Genomic DNA, 21,217 nt, shown 5'->3' with positions numbered 1-21,217 from the left:
GGCCGGCCTCGGCCAAAGGCAGCCAGACGGCCAGGGCCCGCTCGTGGTCCTTGGCTTCGTAGGCGGCCATTCCATCCTGGAAGGCGGCCTCCGCCGCCGGATCGGCCCGAACCGTCCCGACGGCAAGAAACAGGACCAGAAGCGAGGCAAGCCAAATACGCATGCGCCAATCCTGCCACCAGCATGGGGAGGGGGCAAGGGCGGCGGAGACCGGCGCCAGGAGGGGGCGGTCTCGAGCGGATCTTCGAGACGGCCGAAAGGGGCGGGCGTCCCTTTTTCGAGGTCAAGCCGGAAGAGCGCCGGCCCGGCGACGTGGTCGTCTACGACAAGGCCGGTCCCATGGCCGTGTACGCCGGCAACGGAGACGTGTATTCTGCGCGTCGGGAGGGACAAGTTTTCGGCAGGCTTCCTGCAACTCGTTTTCCCGGAGCGGCCCGATATTTCAGGTATCGAACGGACGAACGAGGTCCCTTGTCATTGCCCTGCTGGCGTTCGGCCTGTTGCGGTCCGTTCCGCTGCTCGCGGCGGACGGACCGGCAGAGTTCCTGTCTGTCATCCTTGCGTCGGACTTTGCCGGAGATGGGGAAGCCCGCATTGCCAGATGCCATTTCACCGATGGGAGGATTATTGCCGAAGGCTGCGTCAACCGGGACTGTGCCGAGCGGCGGGAGAGTTATCTCGCCGAAACCGATCCCTTGGTAATCGTCAGCCGCTGGGAGATCGTGGGCACCTCGTGGGAAGCCAAGGCCAAGGCGCTGGTGAAGGTCCGCTACACCGTCATCGGCACGGCGGAAGGCAACAACATCCATCGCAAGATCGTCCCCCTTGCGGCCCCCCGCGAGGACGAGGTGACCTACAAGGTCTGGAAGCGGAAAGGGCGATGGGTCTGGGTCGATCCCCCCGAGGTGCTCCATGTCGGCTACGAGGGCGTCAGGACGGCGCTGCAGGCGAAGATCGATCGCCTGGAGACAGGTCTTGTCAGGACGCCGGACAACGAACTCTGGCAACGGAACCTGCCCCTATACCGGGAACAACTTGCCGCGCTGGAAGCCCTCCGCCCCCTGGCGGTTCCGCCCGCGTCTCCCTGACGCTCTCCTGCCGTTCCGTGGAGGAGCCGGTAGTCGAGAGGCTTCGTCAATCGCAGTCGCCCACACACCAAGCCAGGACGCGGGAAATCGAAAGGCTTGAAATCGGGTGACACCACTGGTGCAGCAGTCCACTGATTTTCAATTGGGAATCCCATATCCGTCCCTCAGCCCATTAACCTGAGGCGATTGCCCTGTTCCGCTGGCCGGGGACCGTTGACAGGGCGCCCGAGCGGGTCTAACAGCAAAAGCCCCAGCAGGAACGAAAGATAGCCCCATGAGCACCGACCAGTCCGCCACCGCGCCGGCCGTGATCGCCCGCCTGAAGTTCAATTCCGACGGCCTGATTCCGGCCATCGCCCAGCAGCATGACAGCGGCGAGGTGCTGATGATGGCCTGGATGAACCCGGCATCGATCACGGAGACCCTGACCACCGGCATCGTTTGCTATTGGTCGCGATCGCGCGGCAAGTTCTGGCGCAAGGGCGAAAGCTCGGGCCAGGTGCAGAAGCTCGTCGATCTGCGGTGGGACTGCGACGGTGACACTTTGCTGCTCCAGGTCGACCAGAAGGGCGTCGCTTGCCACACCGGCCGCCACAACTGCTTCTTCAACGCCATCCGCGACGGCAAGCCGACGGCAATCGCCGACGTCGAGATCGATCCGGAAACCCTCTACGGATCGTGATGTCGGCTATCCCGCTTTCCGTGGTCACCGGCTTTCTGGGCAGCGGCAAGACCACCCTGGTCGCCGCCCTGCTGCGCCGGCCAGAACTTGCCGACACCGCGGTGATCGTTAACGAATTCGGCACGGTCGGACTCGACCACCTTCTGGTCAAGGAGGTGCTGGACGAGGGCGTCGTTCTGTTGTCGTCCGGCTGTCTCTGCTGCACGGTACGGGGCGCCTTGGCCGAGGCGTTGCGCGACCTGTACCTGAAGCGCGTCCAGGGTAGCATCCCCGAATTCCGCCGCGTCCTGGTGGAAACCTCGGGCTTGGCCGACCCGGCGCCCGTCGTCCATACCCTGATGCGCGATCCCATGGCCGGGGCCTATTACCGCCTGGATGGCATCGTCGCCTGTGTCGACACGCTGTTCGGCGCAGATCAACTGGAACGCCATCCCGAAAGCCTCAGGCAGGTCGCCCTGGCCGACCGCCTGGTGGTGACCAAGACCGACCTGGCACCTTTCGGCCGGAAGGAACGCCTTGCGGCGCGGCTGAGCGAGATCAATCCGGCGGCGCCCGTTCTGGTGGCCGACCACGGGGACGTCGACCCGGCCGCGATCCTGGAAGCCGGCCTGTTCGGCCCGGCATCGCCGGTTCCCGACCTGAAGCGCTGGCTCAATCCCGGGGCCTACGGCGCCGCCCGCCATACCGACGGTATCGCCTCCTTCTGTCTGACCCTGGACCGGCCCGTCGATTGGACCGCCTTTTCCGCCTGGATGAACGACCTGCTCGCCGTCCACGGGGAAAAGGTCCTGCGGATCAAGGGCATGCTCCGGGTGGTGGGGGAAGATCGCCCGTTCGCCATTCATGGCATCAACCACCTGTTCCACCCGCCGCAGCCGCTGCCGCCCGAGGCGGGCTTGGCGCAGTCGACCTTGGTCTTCATCGTCCAGGGTCTGGCCCGGGAAGCGGTGGAAAACTCCCTCCGGATTTCTCTCGCGGCGGCGAGGTAAGGGGGCCGCGTTTTCGGCCCCCATGCCCGCGCTTAGATCGGCAGCACGGTTTCCAGGTGGCCGGCCAAGTCGCGGATCGCGACGTGGGTTAGGTCCTTGGACAGTTCGCCCGCGATCCGCTCGCGAGCCCCGTTCTTCAGCGCCGACCGCAAGTTGCCCAATACCTTGGGCGGGGCGACCAGGATCAGCCGGTCGTAGGCCCTACGGCCGGCGGCCTCGTCCAACATGGCGGCCATCTCGGCGGCGAAGCGTTCCTTGGCGAAGTCGTGAAGATCGATCCTGGGCTCCTTGGCATGGCCGGTGCCGCCGGGCCCGCCTGCGCGGCCAGGACGGTCGGCGCCCCACTCGCGGCTGGGCGCCGAGGACGTGGCGAATTCGTGGTCCATGGCCGGGCGCACACCCTTGCCGGGACCTTCGTTCACCACGACGCGGGCCCGCGAGCCGTCGGCGATCAGGAACCAAGTCCGTGTGGATTTCATGGCAGACGCTCCCTCGTTGAAACTTCGAATGGGGAGCAGCGTCCGATCCAGGGCCGAAGGCCCTTCGGCCGCCGCCTTCTCTGCAACGCATCCATTATACGCTCGATTCCGCCTCGTCTCCAAGGCCACTCGCCGTCTGGATGGATCTCCGGATTGCGGATAGACTGGTCTCCACGGGAGGGCCGTCGAATGCGGGATGTTGATTGGCGTCACAGAACAAGCCCCGTATTTGTGCGAATTTCGCTTCCGACGGCCAAAGGCCAACATGGGAGTACCAAGATGCCGAGCCAATTCTTCAAGACGACGGTCGCGGTTGCCGCTTTGATGCTGGCGACGAGCGTTTCCGCAATAGCCCAGCAGGGCGACGCGGGAAGCGTTCCCGCGGCTCCGACCGCTCCGGCGGCGCCCGCCGTTCCCGCGGCCCAGCAACCGACGCCCCCTTGGGCGCAGCAACAGGGCGGCCAGCGTCCTCCTTGGGCGCAGCAGGGCCAGCAGGGCATGGGCGGCCAGCAGGGCCGGCGCGACTTCGACAACAACCCGCCGGGCATGCGCGGCGGTCCGGGCACCAACTGGGAGAACCCGCCGGGAGCCCAGGGGGGACCCGGAGCTTCGCCCGACCGGCGCATGGGCGGCCAGCAGGGAATGGGCGGCCAGCAGGGCCGGCGCGACTTCGACAACAACCCGCCGGGCATGCGCGGCGGTCCGGGCACCAACTGGGAGAACCCGCCGGGAGCCCAGGGCGGACCCGGAGCTTCGCCTGACCGGCGCATGGGCGGCCAGCAGGGCATGGGCGGCCAGCAGGGCCGGCGCGACTTCGACAACAACCCGCCGGGCATGCGCGGCGGTCCGGGCACCAACTGGGAGAACCCGCCGGGAGCCCAGGGCGGACCCGGAGCTTCGCCCAATAGGCAGGGATGGGGGCAAGGCGGTCCCGGCATGGGGCGCCAAGGTGGCCCCGGCGGCGGTCCGATGATGGGTGGCCCGCAAGGCGGTTCCGGCATGGGGCGCCAAGGTGGTCCCGGCGGCGGTCCGATGATGGGTGGCCCGCAAGGCGGTTCCGGCATGGGGCGCCAAGGTGGCCCCGGCGGCGGCCCGATGATGGGTGGCCCGCAAGGCGGTTCCGGCATGGGGCGCCAAGGTGGCCCCGGCGGCGGCCAGATGATGGGTGGTCCGCAAGGCGGTCCCGGCATGGGGCGCCAGGGTGGTCCCGGCGGTGGTCCGATGATGGGTGGTCCGCGCGGGGGCGGCGGGGGCGGCGGGGGCCCGCGCAACGGCCGCTGACCGGCTGAGAAATGGCCCGGATGCCAGTCCGGGCCATCGCTCTTTCATGGAGTGGGGGGCAGGCCGGTGATCTCGGCTTGGCGGCTCTCGTCCAGAAACAGGCCCATGGCGCCTTCCTCGACGCGGAATCCGAAGCGCTGGTAGAAACTTTCCGTTCCTTCGATGCCCCGCAGATAGACCTTGCAGCGCGGCAGGCGGAGCAGCAGGGCCCCCATCAGGGCCGTGCCGAGGCCCTTGCCCTGGTGGTCGGGGTCGACGGCCATGTCGACGATGGCGGCGAAGTAGATGCCGTCGGAAATCGCCCGGACGGCGCCCACCACCTGGCCGTCCTCCCACGCCACGACGGCCGCGTAGCTGCCGCGGAACGCCGCTTCCACATCGAAGGCGTCCCGTTGCTTGTTACGCGAACGCCGAAACAATTCCGCCAGCTTGGCGAAGTCGATACCGTCCAAGTCGTGGGAAAAAAGGGTCTTGGCTTGCATGGGGCCGTCCTCGGTCCAACGGTCGAAACAAGGCAACAAAAAAGGCCCGCAGAGGCCGCGGACCTTTTTTCAAGGGCGATGGAGGCACGCGTCAGGCGGCCTTGGCCTCCATGGCCTTCACGATGCGTCGCTTGATGCGCCGTGCCTCGTCGCCGAGCTTGGTGCTGGCGATGCCGAGAAGATAGGCGTCGATCCCACCCTTGCTCTCGACCGTCTTGATCGAGCGCGTGGAGAGGCGGATGCGGATGGTATCCCCAAGGGCGTCGCTGAACATCGACACCACCTGCAGGTTGGGCAGGAAGCGGCGACGGGTCTTGTTTTCCGCGTGGCTGCGGTTGTTGCCGGTCAGCACGCCCTTTCCGGACAGCACACACTTTCTCGCCATGGTCCCGATCCTCTCGACATTATCGCGGCGGCGCCGTCTGGCGGCTCCGGGGAGGCGTTCTCATACGGGACGTTTGGGCCCCCGTCAAGGGGAAACCTGCTGGTCCGGCGCATCGCTGGAAGCGGCCAAATCCGCCGCATCGCGTTTCTTCAGGGCGCGGTAGGAACGGACCGCCAGGGGGATGCTGGCCAGATAGAGAATCAGCAGGGTCGCAGCCCCGGCCCACGGGGCACTGATCATGGTGGCGGCCATCAGGCCGAAGAACAGCATCATGGGCAGGACGAAGCGGTGGTCGACCTTGAATTTCTTGAAGGAGAAGGTGGGCAAGGTGCTGACCATCAGGGCGCCGGCGGCGACGAGGAAGAAGCCGATGGCCTCGGTGCCGCGGAACGGATCGTCGCCGAAAAGGTGGGCGAGAATGAGAGGCAGCAGCACCAAGCCGGCCCCGGCCGGCGACGGCACGCCGGTAAAGTAGTTGCGGGTCCAGGCGGGCGGCGTGTCGTCTTCGAGGGCCGTGTTGAAGCGCGCCAAGCGCAGGGCGGCGCACATGACGTAGAACAGCACCAGCAGCCAGGCGCCCGGCCCGGTGTCGCGCAGCGCCCAAAGATAGAGGGTGAGTGCCGGGGCGACGCCGAAGCTGAGGAAGTCCGAGAGGGAATCCAGTTCGGCGCCGAACTTGCTCGCGCCCTTGAGGATACGGGCGACGCGGCCGTCGAGGCCGTCGAAGATGGCGGCGACCAGAATGGCCAGGGCCGCCAAGTCGAAGCGATCCAGCAGGGCGAAGCGGATCGACGACAGCCCGGCGCAAAGGGCCAGCAGCGTCAGCATGTTGGGAATCATGCGGTTGATCGGCAGGCCCTTGAGGCGTTCCCGGCGCAGCGCGCGGCGTTCGGCGGTGGTCATTATCGGACTTCCCCGCGGCGCGGCGGCTCGCGCGACGCCAGGTCGGCGATCACGGTTTCCCCGGCGATGGTCTTCTGGCCGACGCAGACCTGAGGCGCGGCGTTGGCCGGCAGGTAGGTGTCGACCCGGCTGCCGAAGCGGATCAGGCCGAAGCGCTCCCCGGCCTGGAGTTCGTCCCCTTCCTTGACGAAGCAGACGATGCGCCGCGCCACCAAGCCGGCGATCTGCACGAAGGCGATATCCTGCCCGGCCGGGGTGGTCAGGCGCACGCACTGGCGTTCGTTGAACTCGCTGGCCTTGTCGAGGGAGGCATTGACGAAGCGGCCGGGCACATAGGCCAGTTTGCCGATCCGCCCCGCCAGGGGCGCGCGGTTCACATGGACGTTGAACACGTTCATGAAGATGCAGACCCGCGGCCGGGGATCGTCGCCCATGTCGAGTTGAGGCGGGGGAACCGCCTCGTCGATCAGGCAGACCACCCCGTCGGCCGGCGCGACGGCCAGGGACTCGCCCTGCGGCGTGACACGGTCGGGATCGCGGAAGAAATAGGCGCACCAAGCGGTCAACGCCACGCCCAGCCACCCCAACGGCTCGGCCACGAAGGCCAAGCCCAGGGTTGCCGCGGCGAAGACGGCGATGAACGGCCAGCCAGCCGGATGAATCGGAACGAGGATGATGTTCAGCACGAGGGGCTCCCAGGATTTTGCCCGTCTCCTCTTATAGCCGGGGAGCCACCCGACAGGGAAGCCACTTCGCCACTTGCCGGATGGAGCCGGGGCCGTCATAGTTCCTTCGCCGACAAGGCTGTGGGTGGGAGAACGGGAACTTTGGCCCCATCGAAGGACATGATCGCGACCGGCGAGGGGGCGGGGCGTGCGGGAATCGGCCAACCCGATCCCGACCATCATTTGGTACGCCGGTCCCAAGGACGGCCGCTAGCCTTTACCTTCAGCTTTCGTGGGGTGCTGTTCGCCGGCCAGGCGGAAAGCACCTACGACCGCAGCCGTCTGCGTCTCCGGGCCGATCTTGGCCCGCTGCCCTATACGGCGGAGTCGTCGGCCAAGCGGACCAACGCCCTGGCCATCGTCGGGGCCGCGTCGCGGGCCCTGGGAGGCCGCATGCGGCTATCGCCCGATCAGCATATCCTGCTTCTTGAGGAACTGGGGTTCGACATCCCCCTCACGCCGCGCGACTTGATGGCCAACACGGTACGCCTCGTTCTCGAGGCCAAGCCTTACCTCGACTTGCTATCGCTGCTGGTGCAGCCGCCGGAGGCGAAGAGCATTCTCCTCTCCGCCCCCGGCCGAGCCTGAAAATCCGCTCGATTCAGAGCTTCTTGCCGTGCTTCGCCAGGTATTCGGCGACGCCGTCCGGGTTCGCCTTCATGCCGGGCTTGCCCTTCTGCCAACCGGCCGGGCAGACCTCGCCGTGCTGTTCGGTGAACTGGAGCGCGTCGACCATGCGTAGCGCCTCGTCCACATTGCGGCCCAGCGGCAGGTCGTTGACCACCTGATGGCGCACGGTCCCCTGTTTATCGATCAGGAAGGTGCCGCGCAGTGCCACCGCCTCGTTGACCAGCACGTCGTAGTCGCGGGCGATCTGCTTGGTCAGGTCGGCGACCAGCGGAAATTGAATCTGTCCCAGGCCGCCGTGCTTGATCGGGGTGTTCTTCCAGGCCAAATGGGTGAAGTGCGAGTCGACGGACACGCCGACCACTTTGACATTGCGCTTGGTGAATTCCTCCAGGCGGTGATCGTGGGCCAGGATTTCCGACGGACAGACGAAAGTGAAGTCCAGCGGGTAGAAGAACAGCAACCCGTAATGCCCCTTGAGATGATCCCGGAAATGGAACGCCTCGACGATGGAATTGTCGCCCATCACGGCGGGAGCGGTGAAATCGGGGGCGGGCTTTCCAACCAGAACGGCCATGGTTACCTCCAGTGAATTGGAAAAATTATAAAACCGCTTGGCGTTCTAGACCATGCCTGGGCTTCTGCCAAGCCGGGAGTCGCAAAATCCGGCATTCCCAGGCAGGGCGCCGCAGTCGGTACCGCGATCATCCGCAACGGTAGATATTCGATCCATGAAATCGATAGAAACCGGATAATATACAAAACGTTACTGGACAGCGTGATCCGATGCCACCAGATTGATGGAAAATTCACGGTGTTTTTTCCCTAAGGGATATGCCATTGGCGCTGCCCCCCGGCTTCCGGCAACTTCCATCCTTCGCCGTATCCAGTGCGGCGGTGGTGCTTGCGCTAGCGGGAGTGGTGGCATTTCTGTTCAAAGAGGAATCGAACCGGGCCTTGATCGCCGAGACGGAACGGGACGGTATCGTTCTCGCCAACATGATCCGCAACTCGCAGGGGGGGGCCATCCACCGTCTGGTCTCCGACGCGGTCGGCGAGGATGCGGAAAGCATCCGCGCCTTGTCGTCCCAATCCGTCCTGCGATCCGGGTTTGTCGACTTGGCGGCCGGTACGCCGGTGGTGGAACTGAAGGTCTACGACTCCGGCGGTACCGTGGTCTATGCCGGGGACCCGGCCGAGATCGGCCATAGCGCGGCTTCCCATCCGGATTTCCTGTCCGCCATGCTGGAGCGTGGCGCCAGCCGCCAAGTGCTGCGCGGCAACGCCACTGTCGTGGTGACAAGCCTGCCGCTGGTCATCGACGGGCATCGGCGCCTTGGGGTTCTGGAGATCCAGACCGACATTTCGGACTCCCTGGAACGCATCGCCGCCCGTTCCCTCGTCGTCGGTGGCAAGTCCATGGGGTTTCTCGCCGCTTTGTGGCTGGTGCTGCTCGCCATCGTGGCCCGCGGCGACCGGGTGCTCCGTCACCAGGGGGAGGAACTGGCGCGCCTTGCCGGCACGGACGAATTGACGGGACTGGCCAATCGCAGACAGCTCTGGGGGATGGCGAGCCGCGAATTCCAGAGGGCTTTGCGGCACGGTCGGCCGCTGTCGGTGATCATCATGGACATCGATCGCTTCAAGATGGTCAACGACACCTTCGGACATGCGGTCGGCGACCAAGCCATCCGGGCCTTGGGCGATGCCATTGCCCGAAATCTTCGCACCACCGATCTGGCCGCCCGCCTGGGCGGAGACGAGTTCCTTCTTCTGCTGCCGGAAACCGATGCGGCGGGTGCGGCCGGGCTGGCCGAACGCCTCGCCGCCGAGATGGACATCCTCCGCCTGGTCAGCATGGGCGGGCAGCGGATTTCCTGCAGCTTGGGACTGGCCGAGGCCATCGAGGGACTGGACGTCACCTTCGACGATCTGGTGGCCCGTGCCGACGGCGCCCTATATGCCGCCAAGCGCGGGGGCCGGGCGCGGTACGAACTCCACGTTCCCGTCCCCGCCCGCGATGCGGTCTAGCCCCTCGGTCGCTTTGTGTCGCAATTTGTGCCAATCCGACGGTTGTTTCTTGCCCTTGCGCGAGGACAATCCAGAAGGGGGCAAATGGATTTTATCCGGTAGGGCCGGCTAACTTCTGGGGGGCATCCCTTCGGAGGCGAAGGTCCGACGCGGCTGCTTCCGGCGGGGGAATGGAAGATGGAAAGCTGTAGCGTCATCGTGGTTGAAGGCGAGGCCATGCTTCGCGACGGCCTCGTCGAGGGGCTTCGCCGCGAAGGCATCGCCGCCGCCGGCAGCGGCGACACTCTGGGTTTCTATCGCAGTCTGACCGGAAAGGCCTTCGACGTCGCCGTGGTCGACCTGGAATTGCCGGAACAGGAGGGCTACGAAATCGTCCACCATCTCCGGAGCACGACCGACATGGGCATCGTCGTCCTGACTGTCGGCGAAGACCCCATGAACCGAATCCGCGGCTACCAGGCCGGCGCCGACCTCTGTTTCGTCAAGCCGATGATGGCGCGCGAGCTGGCGGCCGTGGTCAACAATATGGTCTCGCGCATCCATCGGCGCCCCACGGTCGATGGCACCGCGAATTGGCGCTACGATCCCGTCTATTGGGTGCTGAAGGCGCCCGGCGGCACGTCGATCCGCCTGACACCCAAGGAAAAGACGCTGCTCGACCTTCTGGTCGGGAACTCCGGCCGGACGGTGACCCGTTCGCAAATCCTGGGTGCTCTGGAATACGGGGACGGTTCCCTCGGCAATCGCAACCTGGATACGCTGATGCGCCGGCTGCGACGCAAGGTCCAGGAAACCGCGGGGGAAGAGCTTCCCGTTCAGACGGTGCATGCGGTGGGTTATGTATTCACCGCCCAGGTGTCGGCCCGCTAGAGCAATTCCCACTTTGACGGAATTGCTCATCGCTCCGCCCGAAGGGTGGAGACAGGGGCCCGGAAAAGGGCGACGCCCGGCGGGGGAGGAACCGCCGGGCGTCGGATCTACTGCCTGAACTGTGGGGAAACAGGGAGGACTCAGGCAGCGATGGGCTGGGTGATCTTCTCGATGGCGACGTTCACGCGGGCGCTGAGGGGCGAGATGGCATTCTCGGCCACCGCCAGCGACAGATCGGAAAGCTTGCGTGACTCGTTCATCGCCTTCTCGTAGTTGATCTTGGCGTAGTCGCTGCCGACCTTGATCGCCTCGGGCAGGGTCTTGCAGCCCAGGAGGGCCTTGGTGGCGGCGACGCTCTCTTCCACGGAGGCCTGGGCCAGGCCGAACATGACCTTGTGCAGGTCCTGCACGCCCTTGACGAAGACGGTGCCCGACTTCATCACGGCATCCACGTTGTCCTTGCCGAAGCCGACGATGTCCTCGTAGCTCTTGAAGGCATCGGTGCCGACCTTGACGGCGGCTTCGACCTGCTCGCGGGTCATGGCGACGGCCTTTTCCACGCTCTTGGCGGCCACATCGGTACCGGCCTTGACGGCGGCTTCCAGGGTTTCCTTGCCGGCTTCGACGGCGGCTTCCATCTGCTCGCGGGGATTGGCGGGCTTCTTGTTGCTGTTTGCGGTCATCTTCGTGCTCCTTGGCATGTGCTATCCGGTTGCGGGCCGCATGGCCCACGGGGCGGACTCTTTGGGGCCCGGCCCCGTCGATTCCATTTGCTGCACTGCAGCATCACGATGAATATAGGCGGCCGCCCAGGCTCCGTCAAGCCCATTTTTGTGCAGTGCACAATGGCGATGGAAATCTACAGTTAATTATATGATACTGAACGACATTTCTCATAAAATAAGGGGCTGAATCCGGCCTCAAGCTTCGCTAGTGCACTCAAAATCGGGAACCCAGGCTCCAAAGGCCTCCCTCGCCGATACGAACCCGGAAGGCGCGATCCTCTCCTGGCGAGGGTTGGGTCTTGCCGTAAAGCTCGAACTTGCTGGTCTTGCGCGGCGGATTCACCGCCACGCCGGTGAAGTCCCAGGCGAACAGCGGCTTGTCGAAGCGCAGCCCCAGGAAGGCGGGCGAGGGCCACTCGTAGCCGGTGAACACCATCCGGCCTTCCGAACATCCGGCGACGATCCAATAGAAGCCGTCGGAATCCAATTCCAGCCCCACCGCGGCCGGGCCGAAGACGCCGCTGTCCTTCAAGGCGGTTCGGAACGCGGCCAGATCCTGGGCACGGAGGTCGGTGCGAGCCACCTTGTCCCGCCAGGGCGAGAAGGGGTCCGGATGGGCCGGATCGATGTCGACGTTGGCCAGATTGGCGGTGGTGTTGACCTTGGCGGTCAGGCGTGCGCCGCCGTCGGGGGCCCCGGCTTCGATTTCGTAGGCTCGTACCTGTTCCTGGTAGACGGCGTTGTAAACCAAACGCCAACGCTCCGGCGCCCCCGCCCGGCAGCCGGCGCGGATGTCGTCGGCGCTCAGGTAGCTGAGCCAACTGGCCTTGCGGGCCACCGGATGGTCGGCGCCGGTATACTGGCAGCCCGCCAGGGCAGGGATGGCGACGAGAAAGATCAACCACTTGTTCCATCTGGTCTTTGTCAGGCCGGTGCGCATCGCATTAACCCTTTTTTCAGCACGGGAGGCCACCATGGTAGCCGAATCGTCGTTCCCGAATAAGCAACAAGGCGAGGCCCCATGCTCCGCGCCCTTCCAGCTCCTTCCTCTCCGGCCCGCGCGGCCGAAAGCCGTGGACAGCGTGACCGGTCTCCCCTAGACTTCCACGCCATTGGCCGGATCGACCATAAGGGACCCGGAAGCTTGACGGACACGACGGATATCCTCGCTCCCCGCCGCGCCCGAGGCAAGATGTTGCGCCGCATCGCCGCGACCCTGGCGCTTGCCTTCCTGCCCTGGTTGCCGACAGAGGCCCAGGCCGCCAAGTACGCATCGCTGGTCATCGACGCCGCCAGCGGCCAGGTTCTGCATTCGGTCGATCCCGACCGCCAGGTCCATCCCGCCTCGCTGACCAAGATGATGACCTTATACATGCTGTTCGATGCCCTCGAACACGGCAAGGTCGCCCTGGACACGCGCATGCCGGTTTCGGTCCGTGCCGCCGGTCAGGCGCCGACCAAGCTGGCCCTGGAACCCGGCGAGTTCCTGCTGGTTCGCGAAGCCATTCCCGCCATGGTCATCAAGTCGGCCAACGATGCCGCGGTCATCACCGCCGAAATGTTGGGCGGCACCGAGGCCGAGTTCGCCAAGATGATGACCGCCAAGGCACGCGCCTTGGGCATGACCCAGACCACCTTCCACAATGCATCCGGGTTGCCGCACAAGGCGCAGTTCACCACGGCGCGCGACATGGCCAAGCTGGCCCTCGCGCTGCAGCGGCACTTCCCGCAGCATTACCACCACTTCGCCGCCACCGAGTACGACTTCCGCGGCGAGACGCTACGCACTCACAACAAGCTGCTCCATTCCTACGACGGCGCCGACGGCATCAAGACCGGCTATATCCGCGCCTCGGGATTCAATCTGGTGTCCTCGGCGCGGCGAGGCAAGCAACGCCTCGTCGGCGTGGTCTTCGGCGGCATCTCGCCGGTCGACCGCAACCGTCACATGGCGGCTTTGCTCGATAAGGGATTCGACTCCCTCGATGGCCGCAGCGGCGCGCCGATCGCCGACTTGGCGGCGGTCGACGGCCCGGTCGACGCGAGCGCGTCCGAAGGCGATTACGATCCGGCGCCCGTCCGCAAGGCGGCCAAGCGTGGCAAGGCCAAGGCCGAAAGGGAATCCAAGGTCGCCAAGGTTTCCCGTCCCGCCATCCGCCCGACGGAGTCCGATGGCGATGCCGAGGCCCCGACGGCTGGAGGCGGGGGCGCCTTCGGCGTGCAGGTGGGGGCCTTCCAGTTGCCCGGCCAAGCCAAGGACGCGGCCCGCAAGGCCATGGTCAAGGTGGCGGGGGCCACCGGTGGCGGCACCGCCCATGTGGAGACCGTGCAGCAGAAAGGCAAGACCGTCTATCGCGCCCGCGTGATGGGCCTGTCCAAGGACCAGGCGGCCAAGGCCTGCAAGGTCCTGGCGAAGTCCAAGACTCCTTGCCTGGAAGTCCGCGCCACCGGCATCGATCAGTTGGCCCAGGCGGAACGGTAAGGACTCCCTTCCGGAATGCCAGAATCCTTGGTTCTGCGAATCCAATTCTGCTACCATGGCAAGGCATGGAAGAACCATGGGGCATGGCTCATGGGCGTGGAGACACCCCGGAAATCCGGGGGGTGAGCCAAGGAGTCGCCGATGACAGGAGCGTGGGAATCCGTCCGGCACCCGCTTATTTTTGGTCTGGTGGGGGCATGGTTCTTTTGGGGAGCGGCCGGCGGCGCCGCACCCGTGTCCGCGCAGGCGGAAGCCTTGACGTTCGGGGTTGTTCCCCAGCAATCGGCCACCAAGCTGGCTGAGGCCTGGACTCCTTTCCTGAAGAAGCTCGGGGAGGATGCGGGGATTCCCCTCCAGTTCAGGACGGCGACCGACATCCCCACTTTCGAGAAGAGGCTGGCCGAGGGCGAATTCGACTTCGCCTACATGAATCCCTATCACTACACCGTGTTTCATCGCAACCCTGGCTACCAAGCCTTCGCCAAGGAAAAGGACAGGATGATCCAGGGCATCCTGGTGGTCAGGAAGGATTCCTCCATCCAATCCGTCCAGGAACTGACGGGACTAACCCTGGCTTTTCCGGCGCCGGCTGCGTTCGCAGCAAGTGTGTTGCCACGGGCCGCTTTGACAAAGGAAGGGGTGAGGTTCCTCCACAAGTTCGTTTCATCCCACGATTCGGTCTACCGGACTGTAGCGGCCGGCCTTTATCCGGCAGGGGGCGGGATCGTTCGGACCTTCGACGGCATGGACCCCGAGATCCGCGACCAACTACGGATTCTCTGGCGAACCGAGACTTATACGTCCCATGCCATTGCTGCCCATCCGCGGGTTCCTTCTCAGGTATTGAAGGTCGTGTTCCAGGCGATGTCGGGAATGGGCCGCGACCCCATCGGCAGTCAACTTCTGGACAAGCTCTCATTCAAGGGGTTCGAGGCGGCGGTCGACCGCGATTGGGACGATGTCCGCGCACTGGGCGTCATTCTCCAGGAGTAGGGGCATGTCATTCCGCCTGAAGACCATTCTAGGGGTGGCGGTGATCGAGGCCCTTCTCCTTGCCATCCTGATTGGGAGCAGCCTGGCCAATCTACGCGAATCCCACGAGGCGGAGATCGCCAAGCGCGTCGATACCATGCTGACGCTCTTCGCCAGCATTGCCAAGGATGCCGTCCTGGCCAGCGACTTGGCCACCTTGGACAGCGTGGTTAGGGAAGTCCGAGGGAATCCTGGCGTCGTTCATGCGCGGGTGATCGATTCCGCTGGACATCAGTTGGCGGACAGCGGCGTTTCGGACCTGTCAGGCGATATGATCGGCCGCTATTCCAGGGGCATCGCGGTCGCGGATGTCGAATACGGACGTGTTGAAGTCTCCCTATCCTTGGCGTCCGTGGAAGAGGCCAAGCGGGATGTCCTCCAGCAAATCGCCCCCATCGCGGTTCTGGAGATGATCTTGGTGGCCTTGTTCTCGTTCCTGCTTGGCCTCTATCTCACCCGGCAGTTGGGTCGGTTGGAAGAGGGCGCGAAACATCTGGCCATCGGCAAATTCGGATACCAAATCCCCGTTTGGGGGCGGGACGAGTTGGCGCGGACGGCAGCCAGCTTCAACGAGATGTCCAGCCGCATCCACGACCTGTACCGTCAGATCAGCGAAAGCCAAGCTCGTTACGAGCGCCTGTCCGAACTGACCGCCGAGGGAATCATCATTCACGACGGGACCAGGATACTCGACGTGAACACGTCCTTCTGCCGCTTGTTCGGCTTCGACCGGAAGGAACTGGTGGGCCAGAGCTTTCTGCATCTTCCGACCAAGGAATCGCGGGAAACGATCAGACGGAACATCGTGGCCGGAAATCAAGATCCCTACGAGGCGGACATGCAGCGCAAGGACGGCAGCATCTTTCCCGCGGAAGTCTGCGGTCGGAACGTCGTTTACGACGGTGTTTCCGTCCGGGTCGCCAGCGTCCGGGACATCAGCGAGCGGCATCGCGTGGAAGGGATGCTGCGCAAGCTATCCATGGCTATCGAACAAAGCCCCGTCAGTGTCGTTATCACCGACCTGAATGGTGCGATCGAATATGTCAATCCCCGGTTCTGCCAGGCCACCGGATATACCCTGGAAGAGGTTCAGGGCAGAAATCCCCGCATTCTCCAGTCCGGGCGAACGGCGCCGGAAGTTTACGACGATCTCTGGCGGACTTTGATGGCGGGGGCAGTCTGGCACGGCGAGATGGTCAACAAGCGTAAGAATGGAGATATCTATTGGGAATTCGCCTCGATTTCTCCCATCAAGGACCGGGACGGCAGGATTACCCACTACGTTGGCGTCAAGGAGGACGTCACCAACCGCAAGATGGATGAAAGGAAGGTCATCGAGGCAAGTGCCGCCCTGCAGCGTTCTAACGCCGACCTCGAGCAGTTTTCCTATGCCATTTCCCATGACCTCCAGGCTCCATTGCGCAATATCGTGAGTTTTCTCCAATTGCTGCAGCACCGATTCAAAGCGCAGCTTGGAGGGGAGGGCGACGAACTGATCGCCATTGCCGTCGACAGCGGCAAGCGTATGACGGCGATGATCCGGGATTTGCTTGAGTTCTCGCGGGTGAACACCCAAGGAAACATCTTTGGCGTCGTCGATCTTAACAGGGCAGCCACGCAGGCTCTGTCCAATCTCCGCATTGCCGTGCAAGAAGCCGATGCTCGCGTGGATGTGGAAGACCTTCCCGTCGTCCTTGGCGATAGCAGCCAGTTGATGCGCTTGTTCCAGAACCTCATTGGCAACGCCATCAAATATCGACGATCCGATGTCGTCCCGTCAGTTTCGGTTACATCACGGAAGGACGGGGAGGGCTGGGAAATTACCATTGCCGACAATGGAATCGGCATCGACTCCCGACAGTTCGATCGCCTCTTCAAGGTCTTCCAGAGACTCCACGGGCCCAACGAATTCGAAGGTACGGGTGTTGGCCTGGCGGTCTGCCGCCGCATCGTCGAACGTCACGGCGGGCGCATTTGGGTGGAGAGCGACCCCGGCCAGGGCAGCCGATTCATCTTCACCCTTGGCTCTGCAACAGCCCCGACGCCAGGGAGCGATTGATCGCCGCCATGGCCTCCAAGGCCTTGCGGTCGTGGCCAGCCGCCAACAGTGCGAACGTCTGCTTGTCCATGAACAAGCTGAGGGCGACGATCTGCCCCTTGAGAGGCTCGGGCAGGCGGCTGTCCGGGCCTGCGACGTCCGCCTGCACGACGGTCCAGAGGTTGTTGTTGAAGCGCAGGGCCTTGGCGAGAGCCGCCGGGTGGTCCACGGCTTGGGCCAGCAGGGCGGCGGCCTTGGCGAAGGCCTGGCCTTCCAGGCGCCGGCCGCTTAAGGAAGCCGTGGACGTGCGGGAATAGGCGCCGTAGCCGCCCGGCTTCACGGATCAGGCCGTTCCGGACATCAGGCCGGCGATGGCCGCGTCCGAATTGGCCGCCATGCGCAGGCTGTTGCCGGCGAAGGCTTCCTGGACGTTGGCGGCCATGGCGCGCGCCGCTTCCTCGCCGAGATCGGAAGCCACCAGCTTGTCGGCGCCGGCCTGCAGGACGTTGGACAGATTTTCGGTGAAGGCGTCCCGCACCTGGAGGATGGCGGCGTTGGCGCCCATGGCGGAAGCGTTGGCCTGGACCGTCCGGCGCGCCGTGTCGGCGGCGTCGATGGCCGCCTCGATGCTCGCCAGGTCGGCGAAATCGTTGTAGGCGGTGGCGGCGCTGCCGACGCCCAGGCTGGTCACGTCCGAGGCCTTGCCGTCCACGGTCAGTTCGGTGCCCGGCTTGTCGCTGGCGGAAACCCGCAAGGAGTCGGCGGGATTGGCGACCAGGTTGGTGCCCCGGTACGAGACGTCGCCGGCCAAGGCGTCCATCTGCCGGCGCACCACGTCGAACTGCTTGGCCAGTTCGGCCCGCTGGTCCTCGTTGCCGGCCGCCGCATAGGCGATACCCTTCAACTGGTCGGTCAGTTTGCCGATGGCTTCCAGCCCCACCTGGGTGGCGGCCAGGGTGTCGATGCCGCGGCCGATGTCGGCCTTGACGTTGGCAAGTTCCTGGACCCTGGCGGTCAGTCCCTTCGATTGCAGGAACCGGACCGCGTCGTCGGCGATTCCGGAGACCTTGCGTCCCGTGGCCAGCCGTTGCGTCGCTGCCTGCCGCGCTTCGGTGGCGTCCCGGCGATGGCTGACGATGGACCGTTGGACAGAACCCAGGGCGATATCGGACATCGGAAGGCACTCCTTCTGGAGACCCGCACATCATGCCACCGAAAGGTCAGCCTGCGAAGTGACTCCAGTCACTCTCAGGTTCCGGCGTGGGCCCCGTCCATGTCGGCGGGGAGGTTCAGGCCCGCATTCTCCAGGCACTCCCGCAGATCGGCCTTCAGGCGTTCCAGCCCCTCGTAGGTGGCCGATTCGCAACGGGCCACCAGCACAGCCTGGGTATTGGAGGCCCGCACCAGCCACCAGCCGTCCTCGGTGTCGACGCGCAGGCCGTCGATGGAATTGATGCGGATGCCCGGCCGGCGGGCGAGGGCGGCGCGCACCGCTTCCACCACTTCGAACTTGCGGTCTTCCGGGCAGTCGAAGCGCAGTTCCGGCGTATTGACCAGGGCGGGCAGGGCGTCGCGCATCTCGGCCAGGCTGACGTCCGTGCGGGCCAGGATGGACAGCAGGCGGAGCGCGGCATAGAGCGCGTCGTCGAACCCGTACCAGCGGTCGGCGAAGAAGATGTGGCCGCTCATCTCGCCGGCCAAGGGCACGTCGTCTTCCGCCATCTTGGACTTGATGAGGGAATGGCCGGTCTTCCACAGCAGGGGCTTGCCGCCCAAGCGGGCGATCTCGTCGACGAAGACGCGGCTGGCCTTCACGTCGGCGATGATGGGGGCGCCCGGCCGTTCCGCCAGCACCTCGCCGGCCAGGACCACCAGCAGCTGGTCGCCCCACAGCACCCGGCCCATGCCGTCCACCACGCCGATGCGGTCGCCGTCGCCGTCGAAGGCGAGCCCCAGGTCGCAGGACTCGCGGGCCACCAGGTCCTTCAATTGGGCCAGGTTGGCTTCCACCGTGGGGTCGGGATGATGGGCGGGGAAGGTGCCGTCGATGGCCTCGTTGATGAGGACGTGGTGGCCCGGCAACTCCTTGACCAAGCGCTGCACGGCCTCGCCGGCCGCGCCGTTGCCCGGGTCCCAGGCCACGCGCAGGCTGCGGTGGCCGCGCCAGTCTTCGAGCAGGCGGGCGATGTATTCGTCCATCACGGGGCGGTCGATCACCAGGGCGCCGGGGGCGGTATCGTAGCCGCCGCCCGCCGCGATGGCGCCCAGGCGCAAGATGGCCTCGCCGAAGAAGGGCTTGTGCTTCAGCACCATCTTGACGCCGTTGTAATGGGACGGATTGTGCGAGCCCGTTATCATCAACGCCCCGTCGGTTTCCAGCAGCCGGTCGGCGAAATAGAGCATGGGCGAGGGCCCGACACCGATCCGGTAGATCTTCAGGCCGGCCTTGGCGAGGCCGTCTACCAGGGCTGCTTCCAGTTCCGGGGAACTGAGGCGGCCGTCGCGGCCCACCGCCACGCTGCGCCCGCCGCCTTCCCGCACCACGGTGCCGAAGGCCCGGCCGACGGCATAGGTGTCGGCCGCCGAAAAGGTATCGCCGACGATGCCCCGGATGTCGTAGGCCCGGAGGATGGACGGATGCAGGTTGCGGTAGTCCATCAGGTAATCACCGTCGGCTCGGGGCGGCCGGTGCGGGCTTCGATTTCCGCCAGGTCGCGGGCGATGGCGATCAGGTCGGCCAGTGCCGTCTGGGTTTCCTGGCCGTGCCTGGCCGGATCGGGCTCGTAGCGTTCGATGTAGACGCGGAGCGTGGCGCCTTCCGTGCCGGTGCCCGACAGGCGGTAGACGATGCGCGAGCCGCCCTGGAACATCACCCGGACGCCCTGCTTGGCGCTGACGCTGCCGTCCACCGGATCGGTGTAGGCGAAGTCGTCGGCCGCCGCGACCGTCAGCGCGCCAAACTTGCGGCCGGGCAGGGAGCCGCAGAGACCGCGCAGATGCTCCACCAGCCCGTCGGCGGCCTTGCTGTCGACGCCCTCGTAGTCGTGGCGGGAATAGTAGTTGCGCCCGAAGCGGCCCCAGTGCTCCCGCACGACTTCGGCGACCGATTGGCGGCGGACGGCCAAAACCTGCAGCCACATCAGCACGGCCCACAGGCCGTCCTTTTCCCGCACGTGGTCGGACGAGGTGCCGAAGCTTTCCTCGCCGCAGAAGGTGGCCTTGCCGGCGTCCAGCAGGTTGCCGAAGAACTTCCACCCCGTGGGGGTCTCGAAGCAGGGCAGGCCCAGGGCCGCCGCCACCCGGTCGGCGGCCTCGCTGGTCGGCATGGAACGGGCCACGCCGGCGATGCCCTTGGCATAGGCGGGCGCGCAGGCGGCATTGGCCGCCAGCACCGCCAGGCTGTCCGACGGCGTCACGAAGAAGTTGGCGCCCAGCACCATGTTGCGGTCGCCATCGCCATCGGAGGCGGCGCCGAAGTCGGGGGCCCGGGACCCGAACATTTCTTCGACCAGTTCGTGGGCATGGACCAGGTTGGGGTCCGGATGGCCGCCGCCGAAGTCCTCCAGCGGCACGCCGTTGATGACGGTACCGGCCGAAGCGCCCAGGCGCCTTTCCAGAATCTCCTTGGCATAAGGCCCGGTCACCGCGTGCATGGCGTCGAAGCGCATGCGAAAGCCCGACTTGAACAGGGTGCGCAGGGAATCGAAATCGAACAGGCTTTCCATCAGTTCGGCGTAATCGGCCACCGGATCGATCACATCGACCGCCATGTCGCCCAATTTGACCGAACCCGGATGCTCCAGGTCCACGTCGGGGACGTCCAGAATGCGATATTCGCGAATGTTCCCGGTGCGGGCGAAGACCGCTTCGGTCACCTTCTCGGGTGCCGGCCCGCCGTTGGTGACGTTGTACTTGACCCCGAAATCGCCTTCCGGCCCGCCGGGGTTGTGGGACGCCGACAGCACGAAGCCGCCGAAAGCCTTGTGCTTGCGGATGACGCAGGAAACGGCGGGGGTGGACAGGATGGCGCCCCGGCCCACCAGAACTCGGCCGAATCCGGCGGCGGCGGCCATCTTGAGAATCGTCTGCGCGGCCTCGCGGTTCCAGTAGCGGCCGTCGCCGCCCAGCACCAGGGTCTCACCCTTGTAGCCCTCCAGCACGTCGAACACCGACTGGACGAAGTTCTCCAGGTAGCGGGGCTGGCGGAACACGGCGACCTTCTTGCGCAACCCCGAGGTGCCCGGCTTCTGGCCATCGAAGGGTGTGGTGGGAATGATCCGGATGTCCATCTGCCGCTCCTGCCCCGATCGGTTGACGGGGCGCATTCTACACGATTGGCCGGGGCCTTCCACCCCCCAGGGCATATCCATCGACCCGCCTATGCGATAAGACCGATTG

The 21,217-nt window shown here is 65.5% G+C and carries 22 protein-coding genes; 10 read left to right on the top strand and 12 right to left on the bottom strand.

Translation table 11 applies throughout. The features are described from left to right. Positions 1-500 precede the first annotated feature (500 nt). The 3 genes from H7841_03715 to H7841_03705 all read left to right on the top strand — a co-directional run bounded on the left by H7841_03715 (position 501) and on the right by H7841_03705 (position 2,759). Complete coding sequence (locus H7841_03715; GenBank protein MEO5335992.1) at positions 501-1,088, top strand: hypothetical protein; 588 nt, start codon at positions 501-503, stop codon at positions 1,086-1,088. A 274-nt stretch (positions 1,089-1,362) separates the two neighbouring features. After that, on the top strand, positions 1,363-1,770 hold the full coding sequence (gene hisI / locus H7841_03710) for a phosphoribosyl-AMP cyclohydrolase (GenBank protein ID MEO5335991.1): 408 nt from the start codon (positions 1,363-1,365) through the stop codon (positions 1,768-1,770). Beyond that, on the top strand, positions 1,770-2,759 hold the full coding sequence (locus tag H7841_03705; protein MEO5335990.1) for a GTP-binding protein: 990 nt from the start codon (positions 1,770-1,772) through the stop codon (positions 2,757-2,759). The genes hisI and H7841_03705 overlap by 1 nt, the downstream gene beginning before the upstream one ends. Positions 2,760-2,791: 32 nt before the next feature. Here the strand turns inward: H7841_03705 and H7841_03700 are convergent, their stop codons facing one another. Further along, complete coding sequence (locus H7841_03700) at positions 2,792-3,238, bottom strand: host attachment protein (protein MEO5335989.1); 447 nt, start codon at positions 3,236-3,238, stop codon at positions 2,792-2,794. A 279-nt stretch (positions 3,239-3,517) separates the two neighbouring features. Between H7841_03700 and H7841_03695 the strand changes: the two genes are divergently transcribed. Continuing rightward, on the top strand, positions 3,518-4,519 hold the full coding sequence (locus H7841_03695; GenBank protein ID MEO5335988.1) for a hypothetical protein: 1,002 nt from the start codon (positions 3,518-3,520) through the stop codon (positions 4,517-4,519). A gap of 44 nt (positions 4,520-4,563) precedes the next feature. Here H7841_03695 and H7841_03690 read toward each other — a convergent pair whose 3' ends face one another. The 4 genes from H7841_03690 to H7841_03675 all read right to left on the bottom strand — a co-directional run bounded on the left by H7841_03690 (position 4,564) and on the right by H7841_03675 (position 6,972). Next, entirely contained in the window at positions 4,564-5,001 is a 438-nt protein-coding gene (locus H7841_03690; GenBank protein ID MEO5335987.1) for a GNAT family N-acetyltransferase, read from the bottom strand. 91 nt (positions 5,002-5,092) lie between these two features. Beyond that, positions 5,093-5,386: a 50S ribosomal protein L28 gene (gene rpmB / locus H7841_03685; GenBank protein ID MEO5335986.1), complete on the bottom strand. Its 294-nt coding sequence runs from the start codon at positions 5,384-5,386 to the stop codon at positions 5,093-5,095. Between the two features lie 84 nt (positions 5,387-5,470). After that, on the bottom strand, positions 5,471-6,289 hold the full coding sequence (locus H7841_03680; protein MEO5335985.1) for a phosphatidylcholine/phosphatidylserine synthase: 819 nt from the start codon (positions 6,287-6,289) through the stop codon (positions 5,471-5,473). Next, positions 6,289-6,972: a phosphatidylserine decarboxylase gene (locus H7841_03675; GenBank protein MEO5335984.1), complete on the bottom strand. Its 684-nt coding sequence runs from the start codon at positions 6,970-6,972 to the stop codon at positions 6,289-6,291. The genes H7841_03680 and H7841_03675 overlap by 1 nt, the downstream gene beginning before the upstream one ends. A gap of 162 nt (positions 6,973-7,134) precedes the next feature. Here H7841_03675 and H7841_03670 point away from each other — a divergent pair, with 162 nt between their 5' ends. Continuing rightward, positions 7,135-7,602: a hypothetical protein gene (locus H7841_03670; GenBank protein ID MEO5335983.1), complete on the top strand. Its 468-nt coding sequence runs from the start codon at positions 7,135-7,137 to the stop codon at positions 7,600-7,602. 13 nt (positions 7,603-7,615) lie between these two features. Here H7841_03670 and H7841_03665 read toward each other — a convergent pair whose 3' ends face one another. After that, positions 7,616-8,218: a peroxiredoxin gene (locus H7841_03665; protein ID MEO5335982.1), complete on the bottom strand. Its 603-nt coding sequence runs from the start codon at positions 8,216-8,218 to the stop codon at positions 7,616-7,618. 263 nt (positions 8,219-8,481) lie between these two features. Here H7841_03665 and H7841_03660 point away from each other — a divergent pair, with 263 nt between their 5' ends. Next, positions 8,482-9,672 carry a GGDEF domain-containing protein gene (locus H7841_03660; GenBank protein MEO5335981.1) on the top strand — a complete coding sequence of 397 codons (1,191 nt, stop codon included), beginning with the start codon at positions 8,482-8,484 and terminating at the stop codon, positions 9,670-9,672. Between the two features lie 177 nt (positions 9,673-9,849). Further along, the gene (locus H7841_03655) at positions 9,850-10,542 is read left to right on the top strand and encodes a response regulator transcription factor (GenBank protein ID MEO5335980.1); all 693 of its coding nucleotides are present in this window, start codon (positions 9,850-9,852) and stop codon (positions 10,540-10,542) included. Positions 10,543-10,682: 140 nt separating this feature from the next. Here H7841_03655 and phaP read toward each other — a convergent pair whose 3' ends face one another. Both phaP and H7841_03645 read right to left on the bottom strand, forming a co-directional pair. Next, complete coding sequence (gene phaP, locus H7841_03650) at positions 10,683-11,225, bottom strand: TIGR01841 family phasin (GenBank protein MEO5335979.1); 543 nt, start codon at positions 11,223-11,225, stop codon at positions 10,683-10,685. 256 nt (positions 11,226-11,481) lie between these two features. Next, positions 11,482-12,168: a hypothetical protein gene (locus H7841_03645; protein MEO5335978.1), complete on the bottom strand. Its 687-nt coding sequence runs from the start codon at positions 12,166-12,168 to the stop codon at positions 11,482-11,484. Positions 12,169-12,411: 243 nt separating this feature from the next. Between H7841_03645 and H7841_03640 the strand changes: the two genes are divergently transcribed. From H7841_03640 to H7841_03630, 3 genes are all read left to right on the top strand, one after another. Further along, positions 12,412-13,749: a D-alanyl-D-alanine carboxypeptidase gene (locus H7841_03640; GenBank protein MEO5335977.1), complete on the top strand. Its 1,338-nt coding sequence runs from the start codon at positions 12,412-12,414 to the stop codon at positions 13,747-13,749. A 255-nt stretch (positions 13,750-14,004) separates the two neighbouring features. Beyond that, positions 14,005-14,742: a phosphate/phosphite/phosphonate ABC transporter substrate-binding protein gene (locus H7841_03635; GenBank protein ID MEO5335976.1), complete on the top strand. Its 738-nt coding sequence runs from the start codon at positions 14,005-14,007 to the stop codon at positions 14,740-14,742. A 4-nt stretch (positions 14,743-14,746) separates the two neighbouring features. After that, the gene (locus H7841_03630) at positions 14,747-16,840 is read left to right on the top strand and encodes a PAS domain S-box protein (GenBank protein MEO5335975.1); all 2,094 of its coding nucleotides are present in this window, start codon (positions 14,747-14,749) and stop codon (positions 16,838-16,840) included. On the opposite strand, the gene H7841_03625 is transcribed toward H7841_03630, so the two are convergent. The 4 genes from H7841_03625 to H7841_03610 all read right to left on the bottom strand — a co-directional run bounded on the left by H7841_03625 (position 16,797) and on the right by H7841_03610 (position 21,108). Then, entirely contained in the window at positions 16,797-17,159 is a 363-nt protein-coding gene (locus H7841_03625) for a flagellar protein FlaF (GenBank protein ID MEO5335974.1), read from the bottom strand. The genes H7841_03630 and H7841_03625 overlap by 44 nt on opposite strands. 3 nt (positions 17,160-17,162) lie before the next feature. Next, complete coding sequence (locus H7841_03620; GenBank protein ID MEO5335973.1) at positions 17,163-17,993, bottom strand: hypothetical protein; 831 nt, start codon at positions 17,991-17,993, stop codon at positions 17,163-17,165. 74 nt (positions 17,994-18,067) lie between these two features. Next, a complete protein-coding gene (locus H7841_03615; GenBank protein MEO5335972.1) occupies positions 18,068-19,477 on the bottom strand; it encodes a phosphomannomutase/phosphoglucomutase in 1,410 nt (469 codons plus the stop codon). Continuing rightward, positions 19,477-21,108 (bottom strand): alpha-D-glucose phosphate-specific phosphoglucomutase, encoded by a 1,632-nt coding sequence (locus H7841_03610; GenBank protein MEO5335971.1) that lies wholly within the window; start codon positions 21,106-21,108, stop codon positions 19,477-19,479. Before H7841_03610 ends, H7841_03615 begins: the two co-directional genes overlap by 1 nt. Positions 21,109-21,217: the final 109 nt, after the last annotated feature.

This window comes from Magnetospirillum sp. WYHS-4, from assembly GCA_039908345.1.
In the GTDB taxonomy this organism is placed as follows: domain Bacteria; phylum Pseudomonadota; class Alphaproteobacteria; order Rhodospirillales; family GLO-3; genus JAMOBD01.
Note: the sequence above shows the minus strand (reverse complement) of the source record. Positions and strands in the feature narration are given on the sequence as shown.

Excerpts from the sequence above, each read along its gene's own strand:
- hisI (MEO5335991.1), top strand. The coding sequence starts at position 1,363 with ATGAGCACCGACCAGTCCGCCACCGCGCCGGCCGTGATCGCCCGCCTG.
- H7841_03655 (MEO5335980.1), top strand. The coding sequence starts at position 9,850 with ATGGAAAGCTGTAGCGTCATCGTGGTTGAAGGCGAGGCCATGCTTCGC.
- H7841_03700 (MEO5335989.1), bottom strand. The coding sequence starts at position 3,238 with ATGAAATCCACACGGACTTGGTTCCTGATCGCCGACGGCTCGCGGGCC.
- H7841_03615 (MEO5335972.1), bottom strand. The coding sequence starts at position 19,477 with ATGGACTACCGCAACCTGCATCCGTCCATCCTCCGGGCCTACGACATC.
- H7841_03670 (MEO5335983.1), top strand. The coding sequence starts at position 7,135 with ATGATCGCGACCGGCGAGGGGGCGGGGCGTGCGGGAATCGGCCAACCC.
- H7841_03680 (MEO5335985.1), bottom strand. The coding sequence starts at position 6,289 with ATGACCACCGCCGAACGCCGCGCGCTGCGCCGGGAACGCCTCAAGGGC.
- H7841_03630 (MEO5335975.1), top strand. The coding sequence starts at position 14,747 with ATGTCATTCCGCCTGAAGACCATTCTAGGGGTGGCGGTGATCGAGGCC.
- H7841_03695 (MEO5335988.1), top strand. The coding sequence starts at position 3,518 with ATGCCGAGCCAATTCTTCAAGACGACGGTCGCGGTTGCCGCTTTGATG.
- H7841_03665 (MEO5335982.1), bottom strand. The coding sequence starts at position 8,218 with ATGGCCGTTCTGGTTGGAAAGCCCGCCCCCGATTTCACCGCTCCCGCC.
- rpmB (MEO5335986.1), bottom strand. The coding sequence starts at position 5,386 with ATGGCGAGAAAGTGTGTGCTGTCCGGAAAGGGCGTGCTGACCGGCAAC.
- H7841_03690 (MEO5335987.1), bottom strand. The coding sequence starts at position 5,001 with ATGCAAGCCAAGACCCTTTTTTCCCACGACTTGGACGGTATCGACTTC.
- H7841_03610 (MEO5335971.1), bottom strand. The coding sequence starts at position 21,108 with ATGGACATCCGGATCATTCCCACCACACCCTTCGATGGCCAGAAGCCG.
- phaP (MEO5335979.1), bottom strand. The coding sequence starts at position 11,225 with ATGACCGCAAACAGCAACAAGAAGCCCGCCAATCCCCGCGAGCAGATG.
- H7841_03620 (MEO5335973.1), bottom strand. The coding sequence starts at position 17,993 with ATGTCCGATATCGCCCTGGGTTCTGTCCAACGGTCCATCGTCAGCCAT.
- H7841_03705 (MEO5335990.1), top strand. The coding sequence starts at position 1,770 with ATGTCGGCTATCCCGCTTTCCGTGGTCACCGGCTTTCTGGGCAGCGGC.